Raw genomic sequence first — 21271 nt, 5'->3', positions numbered from 1 at the left:
ATTTAGCAGGTCTGACTTTTCGGTCAATGGTTTTCTGACTTAAAGGTCAGGAAAAACCGTTTTGTCGCTCAACCACGTGTCTCTTCAGTATTGACCCTCATTGGATCAAGCGCTTTTTTGCGGGAATCGTGCCAAAAACCGCTGTGCGGGCACTCCGCCATGACCGCGCATTGCGCTACACTGCGCCGCTTGTGCAGATCGAAGAGTTTGAAGGACAACCATGACGTTCAAGGCGCCGGACAGCCTCGCCGAGCAAATCGCTCACCACCTCGCCGAACGGATCATTCGCGGCGAAATGAAGCCGGGAGAGCGCATCCAGGAACAGAAGGTCACGCTGGCGCTGAACGTCAGCCGCGGCTCGGTCCGCGAAGCCTTGCTGATCCTCGAGCGCCGTCACCTGATCGCGATCCTGCCGCGCCGCGGCGCGCACGTCACTGAGCTGACGGCGCACAAGGTGCAGAGCCTGTGCACGCTGATGAGCGAGCTGTACATCCTGCTCGGCAACGCCGTGGCCAATGGCTGGCAGACCCAGGCCGACATGGCGCCGTTCGTGCAGATCCAGCAGCGCCTGACCGCCAGCTACGAGCGTCAGGACATCCGCACCTTCGTCGACGACAGCTTCAACGTCATGCGCGCCGCGTATCCCTTCGCCAACAACCCGTACCTGCAAGAAACCGTCGAGAACCTGCAACCGGCCATGAGCCGTGCGTACTTCCTCGCGCTGGAGCAGCGCAAGGCCGAGATGAGCGAGTTCCTCGACCTGTTCGAACGCCTGCTCGCCGCCGTCCTCGCCCGTGACCTGCCGCAGATTCGCATCGTGCTGACGGCTTACGCCCAGCGCAGCTGCGATCTGGTGGTGTCCGCCCTGACGGTTGCCTGACCTTGCGGCTCAAGTGCATCAAGCTGGCGGGGTTCAAATCCTTCGTCGACCCGACCACGGTGAACTTCCCCAGCAACATGGCGGCAGTCGTCGGGCCGAACGGTTGCGGCAAGTCGAACATCATCGACGCCGTGCGCTGGGTGATGGGCGAAAGCTCGGCGAAAAACCTGCGCGGCGAGTCGATGACCGACGTCATCTTCAACGGCTCGACCAGTCGCAAACCGGTGAGCCAGGCGAGCATCGAACTGGTGTTCGACAACTCCGACGGCACGCTGCTGGGCGAGTGGGCGGCCTACGCGGAAATTTCGATCCGCCGCAAAGTGACCCGCGACAGCCAGACGACTTATTACCTCAACGGCGCCAAATGCCGTCGTCGCGACATCACCGACATTTTCCTCGGCACCGGCCTCGGCCCGCGCAGTTACTCGATCATCGAGCAGGGGATGATCTCCAAGCTGATCGAGTCCAAACCGGAAGACCTGCGTAACTTCATCGAAGAAGCCGCCGGCATCTCCAAGTACAAGGAGCGCCGGCGCGAGACCGAAAACCGCATCCGCCGCACCCACGAAAACCTTGCCCGTCTGACCGACCTGCGCGAAGAACTCGAGCGCCAGCTCGAACGCCTGCACCGTCAGGCCGAGGCCGCCAAGAAGTATCAGGAATACAAGGCCGAAGAACGCCAGCTCAAGGCGCAACTGTCGGCCCTGCGCTGGCAGGATCTGAACGATCAGGTCAGCCAGCGTGAATCGATCATCGGCAACCAGGAAATCAGCTTCGAAGCGCTGGTCGCCGAGCAGCGCAACGCCGACGCGGCCATTGAACGCCTGCGCGACGGTCACCATGACCTGTCCGAGCGCTTCAATCTGGTGCAGGGACGCTTCTATTCGGTCGGCGGCGACATCGCCCGGGTCGAGCAGAGCATCCAGCATGGTCAGCAACGCTTGCGCCAGTTGCAGGACGATCTGAAAGAAGCCGAGCGCGCACGCCTCGAAACCGAATCGCACCTGGGCCACGACCGCACCTTGCTGCTGACCCTCGGCGAAGAACTCGATCAACTGACTCCCGAGCAGGAAATCACCAACGCCGCCGCCGAAGAAGCCGCCGCTGCGCTGGAAGATTCCGAAGCCGTGATGCACGGCTGGCAGGAGCAGTGGGACGCCTTCAACCTGACCGCCGCTGAACCCCGTCGCCAGGCCGAAGTGCAGCAGTCGCGCATCCAGCAGCTGGAATCCAGCATGGAGCGTTTGGCCGATCGGCAAAAGCGCCTGGGCGAAGAGCGGGCGCTGCTGTCGGCCGATCCGGAAGATGCGGCGATCATGGAGCTCAGCGAGCAGCTCGCCGAGTCCGAAGCCACCCTTGAAGATTTGCAGACCAGCGAAGAAGCCCAGGTCGAAAAACTTGAGCAACTGCGTCAGGAATTGCAGCAGGCGCTGACCGCGCAGCAGCAGGCGCAAGGCGATTTGCAGCGCCTCAATGGCCGCCTCGCATCGCTGGAAGCCTTGCAGCAGGCCGCGCTCGATCCGGGCACCGGCACTGCCGAATGGCTGAAGGAACACAACCTCGCCGAGCGCCCGCGTCTGGCCGAAGGCCTGAAGGTCGAGGCCGGTTGGGAGCTGGCGGTGGAAACCGTGCTCGGCGCCGACCTGCAAGCGGTGCTGGTGGATGATTTCGACGGCTTGGATCTGTCCGGTTTTGCCCAAGGCGATCTGCGATTGCTCAGCCCCGGCAATGACGGTGTGCGCGTGGCCGGAAGTCTGCTGGACAAGGTCGAGGCGCAGGTCGATCTGTCGCCGTGGCTCGGGCAGGTCAAACCGGTCGACAGCCTTGAACAGGCGCTGGCCCTGCGCGGCCAACTGGCTGCCGGGCAGAGCCTGATCAGCCGCGACGGGTACTGGATCGGCCGGCATTTCCTGCGGGTGCGCCGCGCCAGCGAAGCCGAAAGCGGCATGCTCGCACGCGGTCAGGAAATTGAATCGTTGCATGCCGAACGCGAAGAGCGCGAGGCCACGGTCGAGGCCATGGAAACCCGTCTGCAAACCCTGCGCGCGCAACAGCGTCAGCAGGAAAACGGTCGCGAACATTTGCGTCGTTTGCTGCAAGACGAAGCCCGTCAGCAAGGCGAGTTGAAAGCTCAACTGTCCGCCGGCAAGGCCAAGGCCGAGCAGTTGAACCTGCGTCGCACCCGCCTCGACGAAGAGCTGGTCGAGCTCGCCGAGCAGCGCGAGCTGGAACACGAAAACATCGGCGAAGCGCGGATCCTGTTGCAGGAGGCCCTCGACGCCATGGCCCTCGATACCGAGCAGCGCGAATTGCTGCTGGCTCAACGTGACAGCCTGCGCGAGCGGCTGGATCGGGTGCGTCAGGAAGCCCGCCAGCACAAGGACCACGCGCATCAATTGGCCGTGCGCCTCGGCTCGCTGCGGGCCCAGCATGATTCGACTCGCCAGGCCCTTGAGCGTCTGGAAATGCAGGCCGAGCGCCTCACTGAAAAACGTGAACAGCTCAGCCTGAATCTGGAGGAGGGCGAGGCGCCGCTGGAAGAATTGCGCCTCAAACTCGAAGAATTGCTCGACAAGCGCATGAGCGTCGACGACGAACTCAAGACTGCGCAGATTGCTTTGGAAGACGCCGATCGCGAACTGCGCGATGCAGAAAAACGCCGGACCCAGGCCGAGCAGCAATCGCAATTGATCCGTGGCCAGCTCGAACAGCAACGCATGGAATGGCAAGCCCTGACCGTGCGCCGCAAGGCCCTGCAGGATCAATTGCTGGAAGACGGCTACGATCTGCACGGCGTGCTCAACACCTTGACTGCCGAGGCCAGCGAGAAGGCTGCCGAAGAAGAACTTGAACGCATCGCCGCGCGGATTCAGCGCCTGGGCGCGATCAACCTCGCGGCGATCGACGAATACCAGCAACAATCCGAGCGTAAACGTTATCTGGATGCCCAGGACGCCGATCTTGTGGAGGCGCTGGAGACTCTGGAAAACGTCATCCGCAAGATCGACAAGGAAACCCGTAACCGTTTCAAAGATACCTTTGATCAGATCAATGGCGGTTTACAGGCACTTTTCCCAAAAGTTTTCGGTGGCGGGCGGGCGTATTTGGAACTGACGGGCGAAGATCTACTCGATACAGGGGTGACGATCATGGCGCAGCCGCCCGGGAAGAAGAACAGCACCATCCATTTGCTCTCCGGCGGCGAGAAAGCCCTGACCGCACTGGCACTGGTTTTTGCGATCTTCAAATTGAATCCGGCGCCGTTCTGCATGCTCGATGAAGTTGACGCACCACTGGATGACGCTAACGTTGGACGCTACGCACGATTGGTCAAAGAGATGTCGCAGACCGTGCAGTTCATCTATATCACCCACAACAAGATCGCCATGGAAATGGCTGACCAGTTGATGGGGGTGACGATGCATGAGCCGGGTTGTTCGCGACTGGTAGCCGTGGATGTCGAGGAGGCGATGGCGATGGTGGACGCCTAGCGGCGCAGCTTCGAGCGATAAGCTGCGAGCTGTAAGAGAAGAGCTTGTAGCTCGCAACTTGCAGCTGAGCTGCGCAAAGCTGACGACAGGTGGGCTATTTGAATGAAAGTGGCAATTCGACACAATTTGCGCGGCGATTTCGACAGACGGTGTAAAGTTGTCTTTGGTCGTGCTAGTTTAATGTCAATTTTTCGTATACGTGGGCAAAACGCCTGTCAGAACATAGAGTTGGCGCCACGTTTTAAAGCGGTTTGCACAGTGTAAACCCCTTATTTTTCAGCATTTTTTATAGAGGCACGGGATTACATGGAAATCGGTCTGCGCGAGTGGCTGATCGTCATCGGCATCATTGTGATAGCCGGTATTCTTTTCGATGGCTGGCGCCGTATGCGCGGCGGCAAGGGAAAACTGAAATTCCGTCTTGACCGAAGTCTGTCCAACCTGCCCGACGAGGACACCAGCGCCGAGCTGTTGGGCCCGGCCCGCGTGCTGGATACCCATAAAGAGCCGCAACTGGACGAGCACGATCTGCCATCGGTGAGCATGCCGGCTCGCGAGCCTCGCGAATCCGGTTCCAAGCGCGGCAAGCGTGGCAGCAGCGGTCCGGCCCAGGGCGACCTGAATCTCGATCTGGACCTGGACGGCGGCCCGAGCATCAGCAGCCGCGACGATGATTTTGTCGAACCTGCCGCCAAGTCTTCGCCGGCAGTGGCCGACAAGGATCAGCCGCAGGCAGAAGAAGTGCTGGTGATCAGCGTGATCTGCCGCGACCCGGCCGGCTTCAAGGGCCCGGCACTGCTGCAGAACATTCTGGAAAGCGGTCTGCGTTTCGGCGAGATGGATATTTTCCACCGTCACGAAAGCATGGCCGGCAACGGCGAAGTGCTGTTCTCGATGGCCAACGCGGTCAAGCCGGGCATCTTCGATCTGGACGACATCGACCATTTCAGCACCCCGGCGGTGAGCTTCTTCCTCGGCCTGCCAGGCCCGCGTCATCCGAAGCAGGCCTTCGACGTGATGGTCGCGGCAGCCCGCAAGCTGTCCCAGGAACTGAACGGCGAATTGAAAGATGACCAGCGCAGCGTCCTGACCGCGCAGACCATCGAGCACTACCGTCAGCGCATCGTTGAATTCGAACGTCGCGCCCTGACCCAGAAGCGTTGATTGAAAAGGTTGCCTCGCAATAAAGGGGCAATCGGCAAAATAGATTGAGCAGCCTCGGCTGCTCTTTTGCTTTATGAGAGAACACCCATGACTGCCGCCAAAGACCGCATTCTAGAGCTGCGCGCTGAACTCGATCAGCACAACTACCGTTACCACGTCCTCGATGAGCCGAGCATTCCGGATGCCGAGTACGACCGGTTGTTCCACGAGCTCAAGGCGCTGGAAGCGGCCAACCCGGAACTGATCACCAGCGACTCGCCGACCCAGCGCGTTGGCAGCGTCGCGCTGACCGCGTTCACCCAGGTGCGTCACGAAGTGCCGATGCTCAGCCTCGGCAACGCCTTCGAAGAAACCGACATGCGCGAGTTCGACCGTCGGGTGACCGAGGGTCTGGATCTGCCGGCCGGTGACCTGTTCGGCGGTGGCGCGGCGGTGGAATACAGCTGCGAGCCGAAACTCGATGGCCTGGCGGTCAGCCTGCTGTATCAGGACGGCGTGCTGGTGCGCGGCGCCACGCGCGGCGACGGCACCACTGGCGAAGACATCAGCGTCAACGTGCGCACGGTGCGCAACATTCCGCTGAAGCTGCACGGCACGGGCTGGCCCGCGACCCTGGAAGTGCGCGGCGAAGTGTTCATGTCCAAGGCCGGTTTCGAACGCCTCAACGCCTCGCAACTGGAGGTCGGCGGCAAGACTTTCGCCAACCCGCGCAACGCCGCCGCCGGCAGCCTGCGTCAGCTGGATTCGAAGATCACCGCCAACCGCCCGCTGGAATTCTGCTGCTACGGCATCGGTCAGGTCTCTCACGACATCGCCGACACTCACATCGGCAACCTCAAACAGCTGCAAGCCTGGGGCATGCCGATCAGCCACGAATTGAAGCTGGCCAAGGGCATTGGCGAATGCCTGGATTACTACCGCGATATCGGCGAACGCCGTAATTCGCTGGCCTATGAAATCGACGGTGTGGTGTTCAAGGTCAACAGCATTGCCGATCAGCGCGAACTGGGTTTCCGCGCCCGTGAACCGCGCTGGGCCATCGCCCACAAATTCCCGGCCATGGAAGAACTCACCGAACTGCTCGACGTGGAATTCCAGGTCGGCCGCACCGGTGCCGTCACACCCGTGGCGCGCTTGAAGCCGGTCAAGGTGGCCGGCGTTACCGTGGCCAATGCCACGCTGCATAACATGGACGAAGTCGCCCGGTTGGGCCTGATGATCGGCGACACGGTGATCATTCGCCGCGCCGGTGACGTGATCCCGCAAGTGGTGCAGGTTGTCACCGAGCGTCGTCCCGAAGACGCGCGGCCGGTGCAGATTCCCGAGAGTTGCCCGGTTTGTGGTTCCCATGTCGAACGCACGCAACTGGTCAAACGCAGCAAGGGCAAGGAAACCATCAGCGAAGGCGCGGTGTATCGCTGCGTCGGCCGACTGGCCTGTGGTGCACAGCTCAAGCAGGCGATCATTCACTTTGTCTCCCGCCGCGCGATGGACATCGAAGGCCTCGGTGACAAGAGTGTCGAGCAGTTGGTCGATGAGGGACTGGTCAGTTCGCCGGCTGATCTCTACGCGCTGAAGTTCGAGGACATCGTCGACCTCGAAGGCTTTGCCGAGGTGTCGAGCAACAAGTTGCTGGCTGCGATTGAAGACAGCAAGAAACCGGGGCTGGCGCGGTTCATCTATGCGCTGGGCATTCCGGATGTCGGCGAGGAGACGGCCAAGGTGCTGGCCCGCTCGCTGGGGTCGCTGGAGCGCGTCCAGCAAGCCTTGCCGCAGGTGCTGACGTACCTGCCGGACATCGGTCTGGAAGTGGCGCACGAGATCCACAGCTTTTTTGAAGATGCGCACAACCAGCAGGTGATCGCCGAGTTGCTGGGCCACGGTCTGGAAATTCAGGATCAGGGCGAACTGGGCGCCGAGTTTGCCGCGAGCACCACGCTGGGCGGCTTCCTCGACAAGCTGCACATTCCTTCGGTGGGGCCGGGCGGGGCGCAGAAGCTGGCTGACAAGTTCGAAACGCTGGAAGGGGTGATGAACGCGGACTGGCTGGACATGCGCCAGGCACTGCCGGAGAAGCAGGCCAACTCGGTTCGCGAGTTTTTTGCCTTGCTCGAGCATCGTCAACTGGCTGAAGCGGCCGAAAAGCAACTGCGCGATTTCGGCATGCACTGGCAGAGCGAAAAGAAAGTCGTCGAAGGCTTGCCGCTGGCTGGCGAAACCTGGGTGCTGACTGGCAAGGTCGAGCTGATGAGCCGCGATGTCGCCAAAGAACACCTGGAAAGCCTCGGCGCCAAGGTCGCCGGTTCCGTGTCAGCCAAGACTCACTGCGTGGTCGCTGGGCCGGGCGCCGGGTCGAAACTGACCAAGGCCAACGAGCTGGGTGTGAAGGTGATGGACGAAGAGGCCTTTATCGCGTTCCTGAAAGGGCACGGTATCAGCGCCTGATGATCGTTCCCACGCTCCGCGTGGGAATGCCGCCCCGGACGCTCCGCGTCCGCTGTGACGCAGAGCGTCACGGTATGCATTCCCACGCAGAGCGTGGGAACGATCTTTGGGCGGGAATGATCTAGTCTTGGCAAGCCCAAGGGAGAGATCGCCATGTACCGCTTTTTCGAGCAGCTCAGTTCCCGCATCGTCGCGCCGTTGATGGGCGAATCCTCGCGCAACAGCAAAGTCTGGCCGTGCCGTTGCGGCCAGTCGCTGTTCTTTCGCAACAGCCAGTGCCTGGCCTGCAACGCGGCGCTGGGTTATCAACCGGAACACAGCCGGCTGACCTCGCTGCAACCGGGGCCGCAAGAGGGCACCTGGACGCTGGACGTCGATCCCGACGCCGGGCTGTTCCGGCGCTGCGCCAACCTCGACACCCCGGCCGCCTGCAACTGGCTGCTGCCCGCCAACGATCACGACAGTCTGTGTGCGGCCTGCGCTCTGAATCGCACCATTCCCGATCTGTCCGTCCCGGAAAACCCCGAACGCTGGCGCAAGGTGGAAATCGCCAAGCGGCGACTGGTCGCGCAACTGATCAGCCTTGGACTGCCGGTCATCCCGAAAACGCTCGACGAAGCCACCGGCCTGGCCTTCGATTTCATCGGCGTCGATCTGCAAGGCAACGCGCCGATGACCGGCCACGCCAACGGCCTGATCACCCTCGACATCGCAGAAGCCGACGACGCCCACCGCGAGCGCGTCCGGGCGCAGATGCACGAACCTTATCGCACGCTGCTCGGGCACTTTCGCCATGAGGTCGGGCATTACTACTGGGATCGCCTGATCGACAACGGCCCGTGGCTCGGTTCCTTCCGCAACCTGTTCGGCGACGAACGCGCCAGTTATGCCGAGGCGCTGGAGCGGCATTATCAACAGGGCGCGCCGGCGGACTGGTCGCAGCATTACGTCAGCGCCTACGCCACCATGCACCCGTGGGAAGACTGGGCGGAAACCTGGGCGCATTACCTGCACATGATGGACGCGGTGGACACGGCGCTGGGTTTCGGCATGAGCGCCCGGGAGATGGACCTCGACTACCAGCCATTTCCGTCGAGCACGCTGTACGACCCCGAACATCCCGGCGGCGCGGCGTTCCTGTCGTTCGTCAATGCGTGGATCGAACTGGCCGGCATGCTCAACGAACTGTCGCGCAGCATGGGTCAGCCGGATTTCTATCCCTTCGTCCTGCCGCCGGCGGCAATCGCCAAGCTGCACTTCATTCATCTGGTGATCCAGCAAGAGGGCGGTCGCGCGGACGAGGTGCTTCAGGCGCAATAGCAAGTGCTTGAAGCCCTTCATATTTTTAATCTGCAACCAGCGGTTGTAACTTCGTCTCAGATAGGTACAATGGCGCGGCTCGCCGACAGGCGAGTGTCGTTATGGTGACCCTATCGGTCCCCCCGCAACGATTACCCGTGAACCTGGTCAGAGCCGGAAGGCAGCAGCCACAGCGGGAACATTGTGTGCCGGGGTGTGGCTGGTAGGGTTACCACCTTAACGAACATCGAACGAATCAACACCGAACTGCATGGGTTTCGCCCACTGCGGTTTTTTTATGCCTGCGATTTGGCGTTTCGTACCCGAACCCCTGCTCGCGAAGGTGTCGACGCCTCTTCAATCCCGCATACTCGCCACCACCGAAATAAATGAAGAGTCTGGCCAGGATCGACCTTTTAAGGTTTGCGCCCAGGCCGCGAGGTTTTATGCTCCCGGAACATTCCGATCTATCCAGCCCTGTGTTCTTGCCCGTCACGGATGAAACCTGCGCGAACCTGTTGCAGGCGGGTGGCGCAAAAGCGCTCGAAAGCCTGACCGATCCCGAATTGGCGGCAGTGCTGGTCATCCAGAATCTGGTGCAGACGAAAGAGCAGGATCTCGGCGCCGTGGCGGCAGAGAAAATTCTGGCCAAGCTCTTGTCCTGGGCTGCCGAAAACCGTCAGTCAACGACGGCGAGCCTGCTGTCTGAAGCCCAGCGGCTGTTCGACCCGCGCAAACTGTATTTCGGTCTGAAGGTCCTGAACCCTCTGAACCTGCGTTTTCTGTTGGCCGAAGAAATATCGGCCCGCGACTACTTGTTGCCCGATGGCCAGTGGGATTTTGAATACAAAGTCCGGCGCCATCGCAGCCATGACCCGTTCAGCCAGCCGATAGTGACGCCCCGACAGCGCGAGCGCTGGTTGAGCCCGGCACAGGACAAACTGGTCAGAACCTTCCGCGCCAATCTGGACGAAGACCTGCATGTACAAGGCTACGCAGGGATCGGCAAAAGCCATCTGCTGGTGGCGTTGCTGGAGCATCTGCGCCCGGAAAAGACCCTGTTGCTGGCGCGCACCCCGGCCAAGCTCGAAGTCCTTCGCCAGCGCATGGTGGGGCCGAGCGAGAAGAAGGCCGGCAAGACCTTCCTGGTGTTTGCCCAATCGCTGATGCTCGGGCGCAGGCCTCAGGCTGAAGGGACGACTCGGATCCTCAGTCGCCAGGCGCTGGCGCAGGAACTGAATATCTTCGGTTTCCGCCACCACGACGGGCAGGCGACCCTTGAACTCTGCCTCAAAGTGATCGAACGCTACTGCCGCTTCCGCGATCACACTTTTTCGGCGAAACATCTGCCGCATTTCAACCAGCCGCTCTCCAGCGTCGACGCTCAGGTGTTGCTGGAGTATTCGAGCCGGGTGTGGGGCTACCTCGAACTCAACCCGGCGTGGGGCAGCCAGACTGGCTTCGAAGCGCTGCTGATGATCAAGCGGGCCTGCATTGCTGGTTGCGTGGTGCCGGCGCGCTACACGCACGTGCTGATCGACGAGAGCCAGGATATTCCCGGGTCGCTGTTGCAGATCATCGAACGCGGTCGTCAGGTGCTGATCACCCTCGGCGACGAGTACCAGCAGGCCAGCGGCGTACCGGTCAAGCGCCACCGCGAGGTTCGCCAGAGCGATATCAGCTATTCCGTGCGCTCGGGCCGCAACGTCGAACGGCTGGTCAACCCGCTGATCGCCCGGCACTCGCAGAAGGGCAAGATTCCGTTCGAAGGCGCCAGTGATGCTGACGTCCTGATCAAGGAATATCCGGAAGGTTTTGTGCCGCCCGAAGGCTGCGTGGTGCTGACGGCATCGCCGTGGGACACGATGATCTGGGCCATCCACCTGCTCGATGCCAACTGCAAGTTCAGATTCCCGGACAAGCGCGCCCAGGATGAACTCAAGCATTTCATGGCTACCGCCATCGAACTGTTCAAACCTGACTTCTACCGTTCCGAATTCAGCGAAAACGGCGTGCATCCGTACTTCAGCGATCTGCCCGACTGGCAGGCTGTGTGCGACGCCAACCGGTTCGACGAGTCGTTTCTGCGGGTCAAGGCCAAGCTGGAAGACGGTTTCATGATTGCCGACCTGACACGCCTGAACCGAATGATCGACAACGCCGGCAACGGCTGCCTGCTGATGCTGGCGGAAGAGGCGGGGGGCATGGAGTTCGACAAGGTCCTGCTGACACCGGGGTTGCTGACCAACGAGAAATTCAAGGACGCCTACGCGTTCGATCAGCGGATCTGCGCCGTGTACATCGCCATCTCCCGGGCCAGGCTGAAGCTTTACGTGCCGTACGATGTCGTGGCGTGGGTCGAGTATCACGAGTACCAGCAGTTTCGTGATGCGGCGGGGCATTGAGGGTCTGGCTTACGGCTCGCCGCCCGAACCACCGGTATACAACCGGATAATGTCATCAATCTCCCCCGACATTTTCATCCGCAGCAACGTCCTCAATATCTGCTGCACCGGCACGTTCGGATCATTGCGTACATAGCAGCCGACCTTCTGCTCCTGCAACACCGCCACCGCTTGCAGTTGTTGCCCCGGCAGCAGGTGCTGGTTGAACCAGTCCAGGGTCCATTGATTGCTCACCGCGTAGCGGTAGCGGCCGGCCAGCAGTTTGTCGAGCACCTGCTCCTGATTGCGTGCGTCTTCGCGCCAGAGTCGATCGGCGTCGAATATCGGTTGCAGCGTGGGGTAGCTGTAGCCGAGCACGGTGCCGATCGACTGGCGGGGCAGGTGGGCCGGATCTGCGCTGGTTGGTTGGTCCTGACGGCTGATCAGCAGGTCGCGCTGGAAGAACAGCGGGAGGCTCCAGATGTAATCGCCGGACAGGTTCGGCAACCAGGATTGTGCGGCATAGCAGCGCACGTCGACTTCGCCGTGTTCCATGGCGTTCTGCACCCGGGCGCGGGGCAGGACGTGAAATTGTGCTGGCACGCCGACTTGGGTCGCCAGGCTGAGCATCATGTCGTAGAGGATGCCCTGGGTCGGGCGGCCGCGTTCGATCTGCACCATCGGCATCGCCCAGCTGTCGGCAACGGCGAAGCGCAGTGGCGGTTGCGACGCCATCGCGCTCAGGCTGATTCCCAGTATTGCCCCCACGGCCCACCGCATAAACGCTCCGGTAATTCCCGATCCCGAACCGATAAAAGCCCCTGCCCATGCAGCTTAGCCAGAATAGACGAGCACACCGGATGCAATTTTGCCCTTGCTCCGCTAGCATTAGCCGCTTCTGCTTCCTTTGCCGCGACGGTTTTCGATGAGTTATCAGGTTCTTGCACGTAAATGGCGTCCGCGCTCGTTCCGCGAAATGGTCGGCCAGACCCATGTGCTCAAGGCTCTGATCAATGCCTTGGACAGCCAGCGCCTGCACCACGCCTACCTCTTCACGGGTACGCGGGGCGTCGGCAAGACCACGATTGCGCGGATCATCGCCAAATGCCTGAACTGTGAAACAGGTATCACTTCAAGCCCGTGTGGCGAGTGTTCGGTGTGCCGTGAGATCGATGAAGGCCGTTTCGTCGACCTGATCGAGATCGACGCCGCGAGCCGGACCAAGGTCGAGGACACCCGCGAGCTGCTCGACAACGTGCAGTACGCCCCGAGCCGCGGGCGCTTCAAGGTCTACCTGATCGACGAAGTGCACATGCTCTCCAGCCATTCCTTCAATGCGCTGCTGAAAACCCTCGAAGAGCCGCCGCCCTACGTCAAGTTCATCCTGGCGACCACCGACCCGCAGAAACTTCCGGCAACGATTTTGTCGCGATGCCTGCAGTTCTCCCTGAAGAACATGACGCCGGAGCGGGTGGTCGAGCATCTGACCCACGTTCTGGGCGCCGAAAACGTCCCGTTTGAAGACGACGCACTGTGGCTGCTCGGCCGCGCGGCCGACGGTTCGATGCGTGACGCCATGAGCCTGACCGACCAGGCCATCGCCTTCGGTGAGGGCAAGGTGCTGGCCGCCGACGTGCGGGCTATGCTCGGTACGCTGGATCACGGCCAGGTCTACGATGTGCTGCACGCGCTGATCGAAGGCGACGCCAAGGCGTTGCTCGAAGCCGTGCGCCATCTGGCCGAACAGGGTCCGGACTGGAACGGCGTGCTCTCGGAAATTCTCAACGTGCTGCACCGCGTCGCCATCGCCCAGGCCTTGCCGGAAGGTGTCGACAACGGCCACGGCGACCGTGACCGGGTGTTGGCCCTGGCCCAGGCCTTGCCGGCCGAAGACGTGCAGTTCTATTACCAGATGGGCCTGATCGGTCGCCGCGACTTGCCGCTGGCGCCGGACCCGCGAGGCGGCTTCGAAATGGTCCTGCTGCGGATGCTGGCCTTCCGGCCGGCGGACACGGCGGACGCCCCGAGGCAACCGCTAAAGCCAGTGGGGATCAGCCAGGCCACAGTTGATTCCGCAAACTCAGTGGCTGCCGCGCCGAAACCTGCGCCGGTAGTTGCTGCGGCTGTTGCGCCCACACCCGCGCCAGCACTGGTGGTTGCGCCTGCTCCCGAGCCTGCACCGGTTGCCCAGGTGATTGTGCCGGAACCCGTTCCTGAGCCAGAGCCAGAGCCGGTTGCTGTTGAGGAAGTTGTCGATCTGCCGTGGAATGACCCGGTAGAACCGGCGCCTGTGCAGCAGCCAGCGGTGGAGCCCGTTCTGGAAACCACCGCCGAACAACCCGATTTGCCGCCAATGCCACTGCCGACTCCGGACAGCGTCGTGCCGGACGCCCCAGAGTGGGCCGCCGCGCCGATCCCCGAGCCGTCAGTAGCCGACGTCGATGCCGCCACACCGGGCATGGACATGGACGACGAGCCGCCGCTCGACGAGGATTACATCGAGCCGGACATGGATTCGGCCTACAGTTACCTCGACGATCTGGCCAGCGAACACGCCGCAGAACCGACTCCCGAACCCGAGCCGGAACCTGCCGCCGCGCCGGCCACCGGTCTGGCCCTGCAATGGCTGGAACTGTTCCCGAAACTGCCGATCTCCGGCATGACCGGCAGCATCGCCGCCAACTGCACGCTGATCGCGGTCGACGGCGACAACTGGCTGATGCACCTGGACCCGGCCCACAGCGCCTTGTTCAACGCCACCCAGCAGCGTCGCCTGAACGATGCGCTGAACCAGTTCCACGGACGCACGCTGACCCTGACCATCGAGCTGATCAAGCCCGAACAGGAAACCCCGGCCCAGGCCGCGTCCCGGCGCCGTGCCAACCGTCAGCGCGAGGCTGAAGAATCGATCCACGGCGATCCGTTCATCCAGCAGATGGTCCAGCAGTTCGGCGCGGTCGTGCGACACGATACTATTGAACCTGTCGACGCCCTGGTCAGTCAGGGCTAATAACTGAGGGCGTCCGGCCTGTATGGCCGGGCGCTGTTTTGATCCAAGTACTTTTGAGGTGATTCCCATGATGAAAGGTGGCATGGCCGGCCTGATGAAGCAGGCGCAGCAGATGCAGGAAAAAATGGCCAAGATGCAGGAAGAACTGGCCAACGCCGAAGTCACCGGCAAGGCCGGTGGCGATCTGGTCACCGTGGTGATGACCGGTCGTCATGACGTGAAGAAAGTCAGCATCGACCCGAGCGTACTGCCGGGCCTGGACGAAGACGACCGTGAAGTGGTCGAGGATCTGGTGGCTGCAGCCGTCAACGCCGCCGTGCGTCAGATCGAAGCCAACAGCCAGGCCAAAATGGGCAGCATGACCGCTGGCATGAACCTGCCGGCCGGTATGAAACTGCCGTTCTGATTCGCCTTTGCGGGTTGGATGAGCTACAAAAAATGCCAGGCATCGCGCCTGGCATTTTTGTTTCCGGCTGACGAAACATCGAACGCGCAATAGCTGCAACGGTCTGCTCCCTATACCGCCGAATTCATCATTCAAAGGAGACGCTGACATGTCCGACCCTCTGACCCTCAATCAACGCTTCGTGCTTGCCTCGCGGCCGGTAGGTGCGCCAACGCCCGAGAACTTCCGTCTGGAGCGCGAGGCGCTGCCGGACCTTGAAGACGGCCAGGTGTTGCTCAAAACCCTGTACCTGTCGCTTGATCCCTACATGCGCGGGCGCATGAGTGACGCGCCGTCCTACGCGGCGCCGGTACAAATCGACGAAGTGATGACCGGCGGCGCTGTCAGCCGGGTCGAGCAGTCGCGTCATCCGAAATTCCACGCCGGCGATCTGGTGGTTGGTGCCACCGGCTGGCAAAGCCACAGCATCAGCGATGGCCGCAACATCATCCCGATCCCGTCCGGCCTGCCGAGTCCGTCAATGGCGCTTGGCGTGCTGGGCATGCCGGGCATGACCGCCTACATGGGATTGATGGACATCGGTCAGCCTAAAGAAGGGGAGACCCTGGTGGTCGCCGCCGCTTCCGGCGCAGTGGGTTCGGTGGTCGGCCAGGTTGCCAAGATCAAAGGCCTGCGCGCCGTCGGCGTGGCCGGTGGTGCCGAGAAGTGCAAATACGTGGTCGAGGAACTGGGCTTCGACGCCTGTATCGATCACAAGGCGCCGGATTTCGCCGAACAACTGGCCAAGGCCTGCCCCAATGGCATCGACATCTATTATGAAAACGTCGGCGGTCACGTCTTCGATGCCGTCGTGCCGCTCCTCAATCCCAAGGCGCGGGTCCCGTTGTGTGGCCTGATTGCTGGCTACAACGCTTCGGAAGCGCCGAAAGGCCCGGATCGCCTGCCCATGTTGCAACGCACCTTGCTGACCAAACGGGTACGGATTCAGGGTTTCATCGTGTTCGACGACTACGGCGACCGTCAGCCGGAATTCATCAGCGCGATGGTGCCGTGGGTGCGCGATGGCAAGGTGAAATTCCGCGAGGACGTGGTCGAGGGCCTGGAGCAGGCGCCTGAGGCGTTTATCGGGCTGCTGGAGGGGCGCAACTTCGGCAAACTGGTGGTGAAGGTCGCCCAGGACTGAGGATTTGACGCTGGCCGGAGGCGCGGGTATAAACCGCGTCTCGTTGTTTTGTCGGACTTTTTCCCCATGAGCTTCAGCCCTTTGATTCGCCAACTGATCGACGCCCTGCGAACCTTGCCGGGCGTGGGTCAGAAAACTGCCCAGCGTATGGCGTTGCAGTTGCTCGAACGTGACCGCAGCGGCGGTACGCGCCTGGCCCAGGCCTTGAGCCAGGCCATGGAAGGGGTCGGACACTGCCGCCAGTGCCGCACGCTGACCGAAGACGATCTGTGCCCACAATGTGCCGACACCCGTCGCGACGACACGCTGCTGTGCGTGGTGGAAGGGCCGATGGACGTCTACGCGGTCGAGCAGACCGGATTTCGCGGGCGCTATTTCGTGCTCAAGGGGCACCTGTCGCCGCTGGACGGCCTGGGCCCGGAAGCCATCGGCATTCCGCAATTGATGGCGCGGATCGAAGAGGCGGGCACCTTCACCGAAGTCATCCTCGCCACCAATCCGACCGTGGAAGGCGAGGCGACGGCACACTACATCGCCCAGTTGCTGCAGAACAAAGGCCTGATCGCCTCGCGCATCGCTCACGGCGTACCGCTGGGCGGCGAACTGGAGCTGGTGGACGGCGGCACGCTGGCCCACTCGTTTGCCGGGCGCAAGCCGATTTCCCTCTGAGTCACACAATCCTGTTGAAAACCAAGCAAGCGCTCGGTTAAGTTCGGCGAACCCTTCCATGGAGTTCGCCGATGCCCGCCTTCCAGGAATACTTCGACCCCAGCCACCAAATGGTCCGCGACAGCGTCAGACGTTTCGTCGAGCGCGAGATCCTGGCGGACATCGATGCGTGGGAAGAAGCCGAGAGCTTTCCCCGTGAGCTGTACCTGAAGGCCGGTGCGGCCGGCATTCTCGGCATCGGTTACCCCGAAGCGCTCGGCGGCAGTCACGAAGGTGATCTGTTTGCCAAGATCGCCGCCAGCGAAGAACTGATGCGTTGCGGCTCCGGCGGGCTGGTCGCCGGGCTCGGTTCGCTCGATATCGGGTTGCCGCCGATCGTCAAATGGGCTCGGCCCGAAGTGCGTAACCGCGTCGTCCCCCAAGTACTCAGCGGCGAGAAAATCAGCGCGCTGGCCGTCACCGAACCGGGCGGCGGCTCGGATGTCGCCAACCTGCAGACCCGCGCCGTACGCGATGGCGACCACTATCGAGTCAGCGGCAGCAAAACTTTCATTACCAGTGGCGTGCGCGCCGACTACTACACCGTCGCAGTGCGTACCGGCGCGCCCGGTTTTGGCGGCATCAGCCTGCTGTTGATCGAGAAGGGCACGCCCGGTTTCACCGTCGGCCGGCCGCTGAAGAAAATGGGCTGGTGGGCGTCGGACACGGCTGAATTGTTCTTCGATGATTGCCGGGTGGCCGTAGGAAACCTGATTGGCGCGGAGAACATGGGGTTCGCCTGCATCATGGGCAACTTTCAGAGCGAACGTCTGGCGCTGGCGCTGATGGCCAACATGACCGCGCAACTGGCGCTGGAAGAAAGCCTGAAGTGGGCGAAGGAGCGTGAAGCGTTCGGCAAACCCATCGGCAAGTTCCAGGTGATCAAGCATCGCCTCGCGGAAATGGCCACGGCGCTGGAAGTCTCGCGGGAGTTCACCTATCGGCAGGCGGCGAAGATGGCGGCGGGGCAGAGCGTGATCAAGGAGATTTCCATGGCCAAGAACTTTGCCACGGACACTTCGGACCGGATTACCAATGAGGCGGTGCAGATTCTTGGCGGGCTGGGTTATATGCGCGAAAGTCTGGTGGAGCGGCTGTATCGGGATAACCGGATTCTGTCGATTGGCGGCGGGACGCGGGAAGTGATGAACGAGATCATCAGCAAACAGATGGGACTGTAATCTTCGGTGTTTGATCGTTCCCACGCTCCGCGTGGGAATGCAGCCCGGGACGCTCCGCGTCCCTTCCAAAGCCGAACGCGGAGCGTCCGTTGAGGCATTCCCACGCAGAGCGTGGGAACGATCAGGCGCGGGGTTTTACTTATCAGTCAACGCAAACTGCGTCAGGCAGAACGTAGGAATCCCCATGTCCTCCAGACGCTGCGAACCACCCAGTTCCGGCAGATCAATGATCGCCGCCGCTTCATGAACGCGGGCGCCCATGCGGCGGATCAGGTTGGCCGCTGCGATCAGCGTGCCGCCGGTGGCGATCAGGTCATCGAACATCACCACCGAGTCGCCCTCGCACAGGCTGTCGGCGTGCACTTCGAGGAACGCTTCGCCGTACTCGGTCGCGTAGCCTTCGGCCAGCACGTCCGCCGGCAGCTTGCCCTGCTTGCGGAACAACACCAGCGGCTTGTTCAACTGATAGGCCAGTACCGAACCGATCAGGAAACCACGCGCATCCATCGCACCGATGTGGGTGAAGTCGGCTTCGACATAGCGGTGGGCGAAGCTGTCCATCACCAGGCGCAGGGCCTTGGGCGACTGGAACAGCGGGGTGATGTCGCGAAAGATCACACCCGGTTTCGGGAAGTCGATCACGGGGCGGATCAGGGATTTGATGTCGAAGGAGTCGAAGACCATCGTCGAGGTGTCCTGGCAGGGCTGCAAACGGCGCAGTATACCCGCGGCTGAAACGATTCGCTCGGCCGCGGGTCGAGATCAGACTTCGAGCGAGCCGCCGGCCAGGGCGCAGAGCTGGATCGGGTCGAGGATGTGGATTTCCTTGCCCTCGGCGGCGATCAGTTCGTTCTGCTGGAAGCGGGTGAAGACCCGGGACACGGTTTCCACCGCCAGCCCCAGATAGTTGCCGATTTCATTGCGCGACATGCTCAGGCGGAACTGATTGGCCGAGAAGCCGCGAGCGCGGAAACGCGCCGACAGGTTGACCAGGAAGGTGGCGATGCGCTCGTCGGCGGTTTTCTTCGACAGCAGCAACATCATCTGTTGGTCGTCGCGGATTTCGCGGCTCATCACGCGCATCAGCTGACGGCGTAGCTGCGGCAGTTGCAGGGCCAGCTCATCAAGGCGTTCGAACGGAATTTCGCAGACCGAGGTGGTTTCAAGGGCCTGGGCGGAAACCGGGTGTTTCTCGGTGTCCATGCCGGACAGCCCGACCAGCTCGCTCGGCAGGTGGAAGCCGGTCAGTTGTTCTTCGCCGGTATCGCTCAGGCTGAAGGTCTTCAGAGCGCCGGAGCGTACTGCATAAACGGAATCGAAGGTGTCGCCCTGGCGGAACAGGAACTCACCCTTTTTCAACGGGCGACCCCGTTTAACGATTTCGTCCAGCGCTTCCATGTCTTCCAGATTCAGCGAAAGTGGCAGGCAGAGAGGGGCCAGGCTGCAATCCTTGCAATTAGCCTGGTTGTGAGCGCGCAGTTTAACTGGCTCGGACATTTCTTAAATCCTTGTGGGAAAACACACATAAGGCGTAAGGGTAACCCAGCGGAGGACATTCAGGCCAGCCTGTGGCGAGATTGCCCGGCCGGCAAAACGCCGCAGGGATGACGGCCGATAAACGTGTCTCGGACGGCGTGCAAGGCACCGTTTCGATGACCGCTATGGATACGCAGCCCCCTGCGTTGTTGATGAAAAGTCAGATCACCCGGGAAAAGCGCTGGCGATTCTGCTGTTCCAGATACGCATCGAACACCATGCACACCGAACGCACCAGCAGTCGCCCGGCCGGCAGCACGGTGATGCGCTCGCGATCCAGTTCGATCAACCCGTCCTGCGCCATGCCCTGCAATTGTGGCCAGAGCGCGCCGAAGTAACCCTGAAAATCGATGTTGAAGCTGCGCTCGATCTCGGCGAAGTCCAGGCTGAAATTGCAGATCAGTTGTTGGATCACCGCGCGCCGCAGGCGATCGTCAGCGTTGCACACCAAGCCTCGGCTGGTAGCCAGTTGCGCGCCGGCGAGGGTGTTCTGGTAGTGATTGAGGTCGCTGCTGTTCTGGCAGTACAGATCGCCGATCTGGCTGATCGCCGACACGCCCAGGCCGATCAGATCGCAGTGACCGTGGGTGGTGTAGCCCTGGAAATTACGTTGCAGGGTCGATTCTTCCTGAGCAATCGCCAGTTCATCGTCGGGCAGGGCGAAGTGGTCCATGCCGATGTAGCGATAGCCGGCGGCGGTCAGTTGTTCGATGGTCCGCTGCAGCATTTCCAGTTTCTGCGCCGGGCTCGGCAGTTCGTTGCCGTTGATCCGCCGCTGCGGCATGAAGCGTTCCGGCAGGTGTGCGTAGTTGAATACCGAGAGCCGGTCCGGTTGCAGGCTGATGACTTCCTCGACGGTGCGGGCGAAATTATCTGGAGTCTGCTTGGGCAGGCCGTAAATCAGGTCGATGTTGATCGAGCGAAATTGCAGGGTCCGCGCCGCGTCGATCACCGCGCGGGTTTCCTCCAGACTTTGCAGGCGATTGACCGCCCGTTGTACCGCCGGGTCGAGATCCTGCAGGCCGATGCTGACCCGGTTGAAGCCCAATTCGCGCAGCAGGCCCATGGTCGACCAGTCGGCTTCGCGCGGGTCGATCTCGATGCCGTAATCACCGGAGTCATCGTCCAGCAGATTGAAATGCTTGCGCAGGTGCGCCATCAACTGGCGCAATTCATCGTGGCTGAGAAAGGTCGGCGTGCCGCCGCCGAAGTGCAGTTGCTCGACTTTCTGCGCCGGGTCGAGGTGACAGGCGATCAGCTGGATTTCCTGCTCGAGCCGTTGCAGATAGGGCAGCGCGCGGCCGCGATCCTTGGTGATGACCTTGTTGCAGGCGCAGTAGTAGCAGATGTTCGCGCAGAACGGCACGTGTACGTACAGCGACAGCGGGCGCAGGGCCTTGCGGCTGTCGCGCAGGGCATGAAACAGGTCGAAGGTGCCGACCTGGCTGTGAAATTGCACGGCCGTCGGGTACGAGGTGTAGCGCGGCCCCGCCAAGTCGTAGCGGCGGATCAAATCGGTGTCCCAACGAATGGCGTCGAGCATGCGGGCATTCCCCCGGATAGGCTGGCAGTGTGCCGAGTCTA

15 protein-coding genes and 1 other RNA gene are annotated in these 21271 nt (G+C 61.8%); 12 read left to right on the top strand and 4 right to left on the bottom strand.

Annotated elements, in window-relative coordinates; all coding sequences use genetic code 11:
* Positions 1–220 precede the first annotated feature (220 nt).
* From ACM6JM_RS22580 to ACM6JM_RS22550, 7 genes are all read left to right on the top strand, one after another.
* Complete coding sequence (locus ACM6JM_RS22580) at positions 221–880, top strand: GntR family transcriptional regulator (protein WP_039770022.1); 660 nt, start codon at positions 221–223, stop codon at positions 878–880.
* A 2-nt stretch (positions 881–882) separates the two neighbouring features.
* Positions 883–4371: a chromosome segregation protein SMC gene (smc, locus tag ACM6JM_RS22575; RefSeq protein WP_074687632.1), complete on the top strand. Its 3489-nt coding sequence runs from the start codon at positions 883–885 to the stop codon at positions 4369–4371.
* Between the two features lie 306 nt (positions 4372–4677).
* Positions 4678–5535 carry a cell division protein ZipA gene (gene zipA / locus ACM6JM_RS22570; protein ID WP_074687633.1) on the top strand — a complete coding sequence of 286 codons (858 nt, stop codon included), beginning with the start codon at positions 4678–4680 and terminating at the stop codon, positions 5533–5535.
* Positions 5536–5622: 87 nt separating this feature from the next.
* Positions 5623–7980: an NAD-dependent DNA ligase LigA gene (gene ligA / locus ACM6JM_RS22565; protein ID WP_414882518.1), complete on the top strand. Its 2358-nt coding sequence runs from the start codon at positions 5623–5625 to the stop codon at positions 7978–7980.
* Positions 7981–8133: 153 nt separating this feature from the next.
* Positions 8134–9300 carry a putative zinc-binding metallopeptidase gene (locus ACM6JM_RS22560; RefSeq protein ID WP_085667907.1) on the top strand — a complete coding sequence of 389 codons (1167 nt, stop codon included), beginning with the start codon at positions 8134–8136 and terminating at the stop codon, positions 9298–9300.
* Positions 9301–9411: 111 nt separating this feature from the next.
* Positions 9412–9508, top strand: an RNA gene (ffs, locus tag ACM6JM_RS22555) — signal recognition particle sRNA small type.
* Between the two features lie 217 nt (positions 9509–9725).
* Positions 9726–11684, top strand: a complete 1959-nt coding sequence (locus tag ACM6JM_RS22550; RefSeq protein WP_414882517.1) for a hypothetical protein — start codon at positions 9726–9728, stop codon at positions 11682–11684.
* A 9-nt stretch (positions 11685–11693) separates the two neighbouring features.
* Here the strand turns inward: ACM6JM_RS22550 and ACM6JM_RS22545 are convergent, their stop codons facing one another.
* Complete coding sequence (locus ACM6JM_RS22545; RefSeq protein ID WP_414882516.1) at positions 11694–12443, bottom strand: substrate-binding periplasmic protein; 750 nt, start codon at positions 12441–12443, stop codon at positions 11694–11696.
* A gap of 145 nt (positions 12444–12588) precedes the next feature.
* On the opposite strand from ACM6JM_RS22545, the gene dnaX reads away from it, so the two are divergent.
* The 5 genes from dnaX (at position 12589) to ACM6JM_RS22520 (ending at position 18151) form a co-directional block, all read left to right on the top strand.
* Positions 12589–14673 (top strand): DNA polymerase III subunit gamma/tau, encoded by a 2085-nt coding sequence (dnaX, locus tag ACM6JM_RS22540; protein WP_414882515.1) that lies wholly within the window; start codon positions 12589–12591, stop codon positions 14671–14673.
* Between the two features lie 67 nt (positions 14674–14740).
* Positions 14741–15079, top strand: coding sequence for a YbaB/EbfC family nucleoid-associated protein (locus ACM6JM_RS22535; protein WP_007951650.1), 339 nt, complete (start codon positions 14741–14743; stop codon positions 15077–15079).
* 148 nt (positions 15080–15227) lie between these two features.
* Positions 15228–16262, top strand: coding sequence for an NADP-dependent oxidoreductase (locus tag ACM6JM_RS22530; RefSeq protein ID WP_414882514.1), 1035 nt, complete (start codon positions 15228–15230; stop codon positions 16260–16262).
* Positions 16263–16328: 66 nt separating this feature from the next.
* Positions 16329–16931 carry a recombination mediator RecR gene (recR, locus tag ACM6JM_RS22525; protein WP_007951652.1) on the top strand — a complete coding sequence of 201 codons (603 nt, stop codon included), beginning with the start codon at positions 16329–16331 and terminating at the stop codon, positions 16929–16931.
* A 71-nt stretch (positions 16932–17002) separates the two neighbouring features.
* A complete protein-coding gene (locus ACM6JM_RS22520) occupies positions 17003–18151 on the top strand; it encodes an acyl-CoA dehydrogenase family protein (protein WP_414882513.1) in 1149 nt (382 codons plus the stop codon).
* A gap of 135 nt (positions 18152–18286) precedes the next feature.
* On the opposite strand, the gene ACM6JM_RS22515 is transcribed toward ACM6JM_RS22520, so the two are convergent.
* From ACM6JM_RS22515 to hemN, 3 genes are all read right to left on the bottom strand, one after another.
* Positions 18287–18835, bottom strand: coding sequence for an adenine phosphoribosyltransferase (locus ACM6JM_RS22515; protein WP_003223345.1), 549 nt, complete (start codon positions 18833–18835; stop codon positions 18287–18289).
* A 78-nt stretch (positions 18836–18913) separates the two neighbouring features.
* The gene (gene fnr / locus ACM6JM_RS22510) at positions 18914–19648 is read right to left on the bottom strand and encodes a fumarate/nitrate reduction transcriptional regulator Fnr (RefSeq protein WP_039770035.1); all 735 of its coding nucleotides are present in this window, start codon (positions 19646–19648) and stop codon (positions 18914–18916) included.
* Between the two features lie 199 nt (positions 19649–19847).
* Positions 19848–21230 carry an oxygen-independent coproporphyrinogen III oxidase gene (gene hemN / locus ACM6JM_RS22505; RefSeq protein WP_011333280.1) on the bottom strand — a complete coding sequence of 461 codons (1383 nt, stop codon included), beginning with the start codon at positions 21228–21230 and terminating at the stop codon, positions 19848–19850.
* Positions 21231–21271: the final 41 nt, after the last annotated feature.

This window comes from Pseudomonas sp. IT-P2 (assembly GCF_949767575.1).
Classification (GTDB): Bacteria; Pseudomonadota; Gammaproteobacteria; order Pseudomonadales; family Pseudomonadaceae; genus Aquipseudomonas; species Aquipseudomonas pharyngis.
The sequence above is the reverse complement of the archived record's forward strand: the minus strand, read 5'-3'. Positions and strand labels throughout refer to the sequence as shown.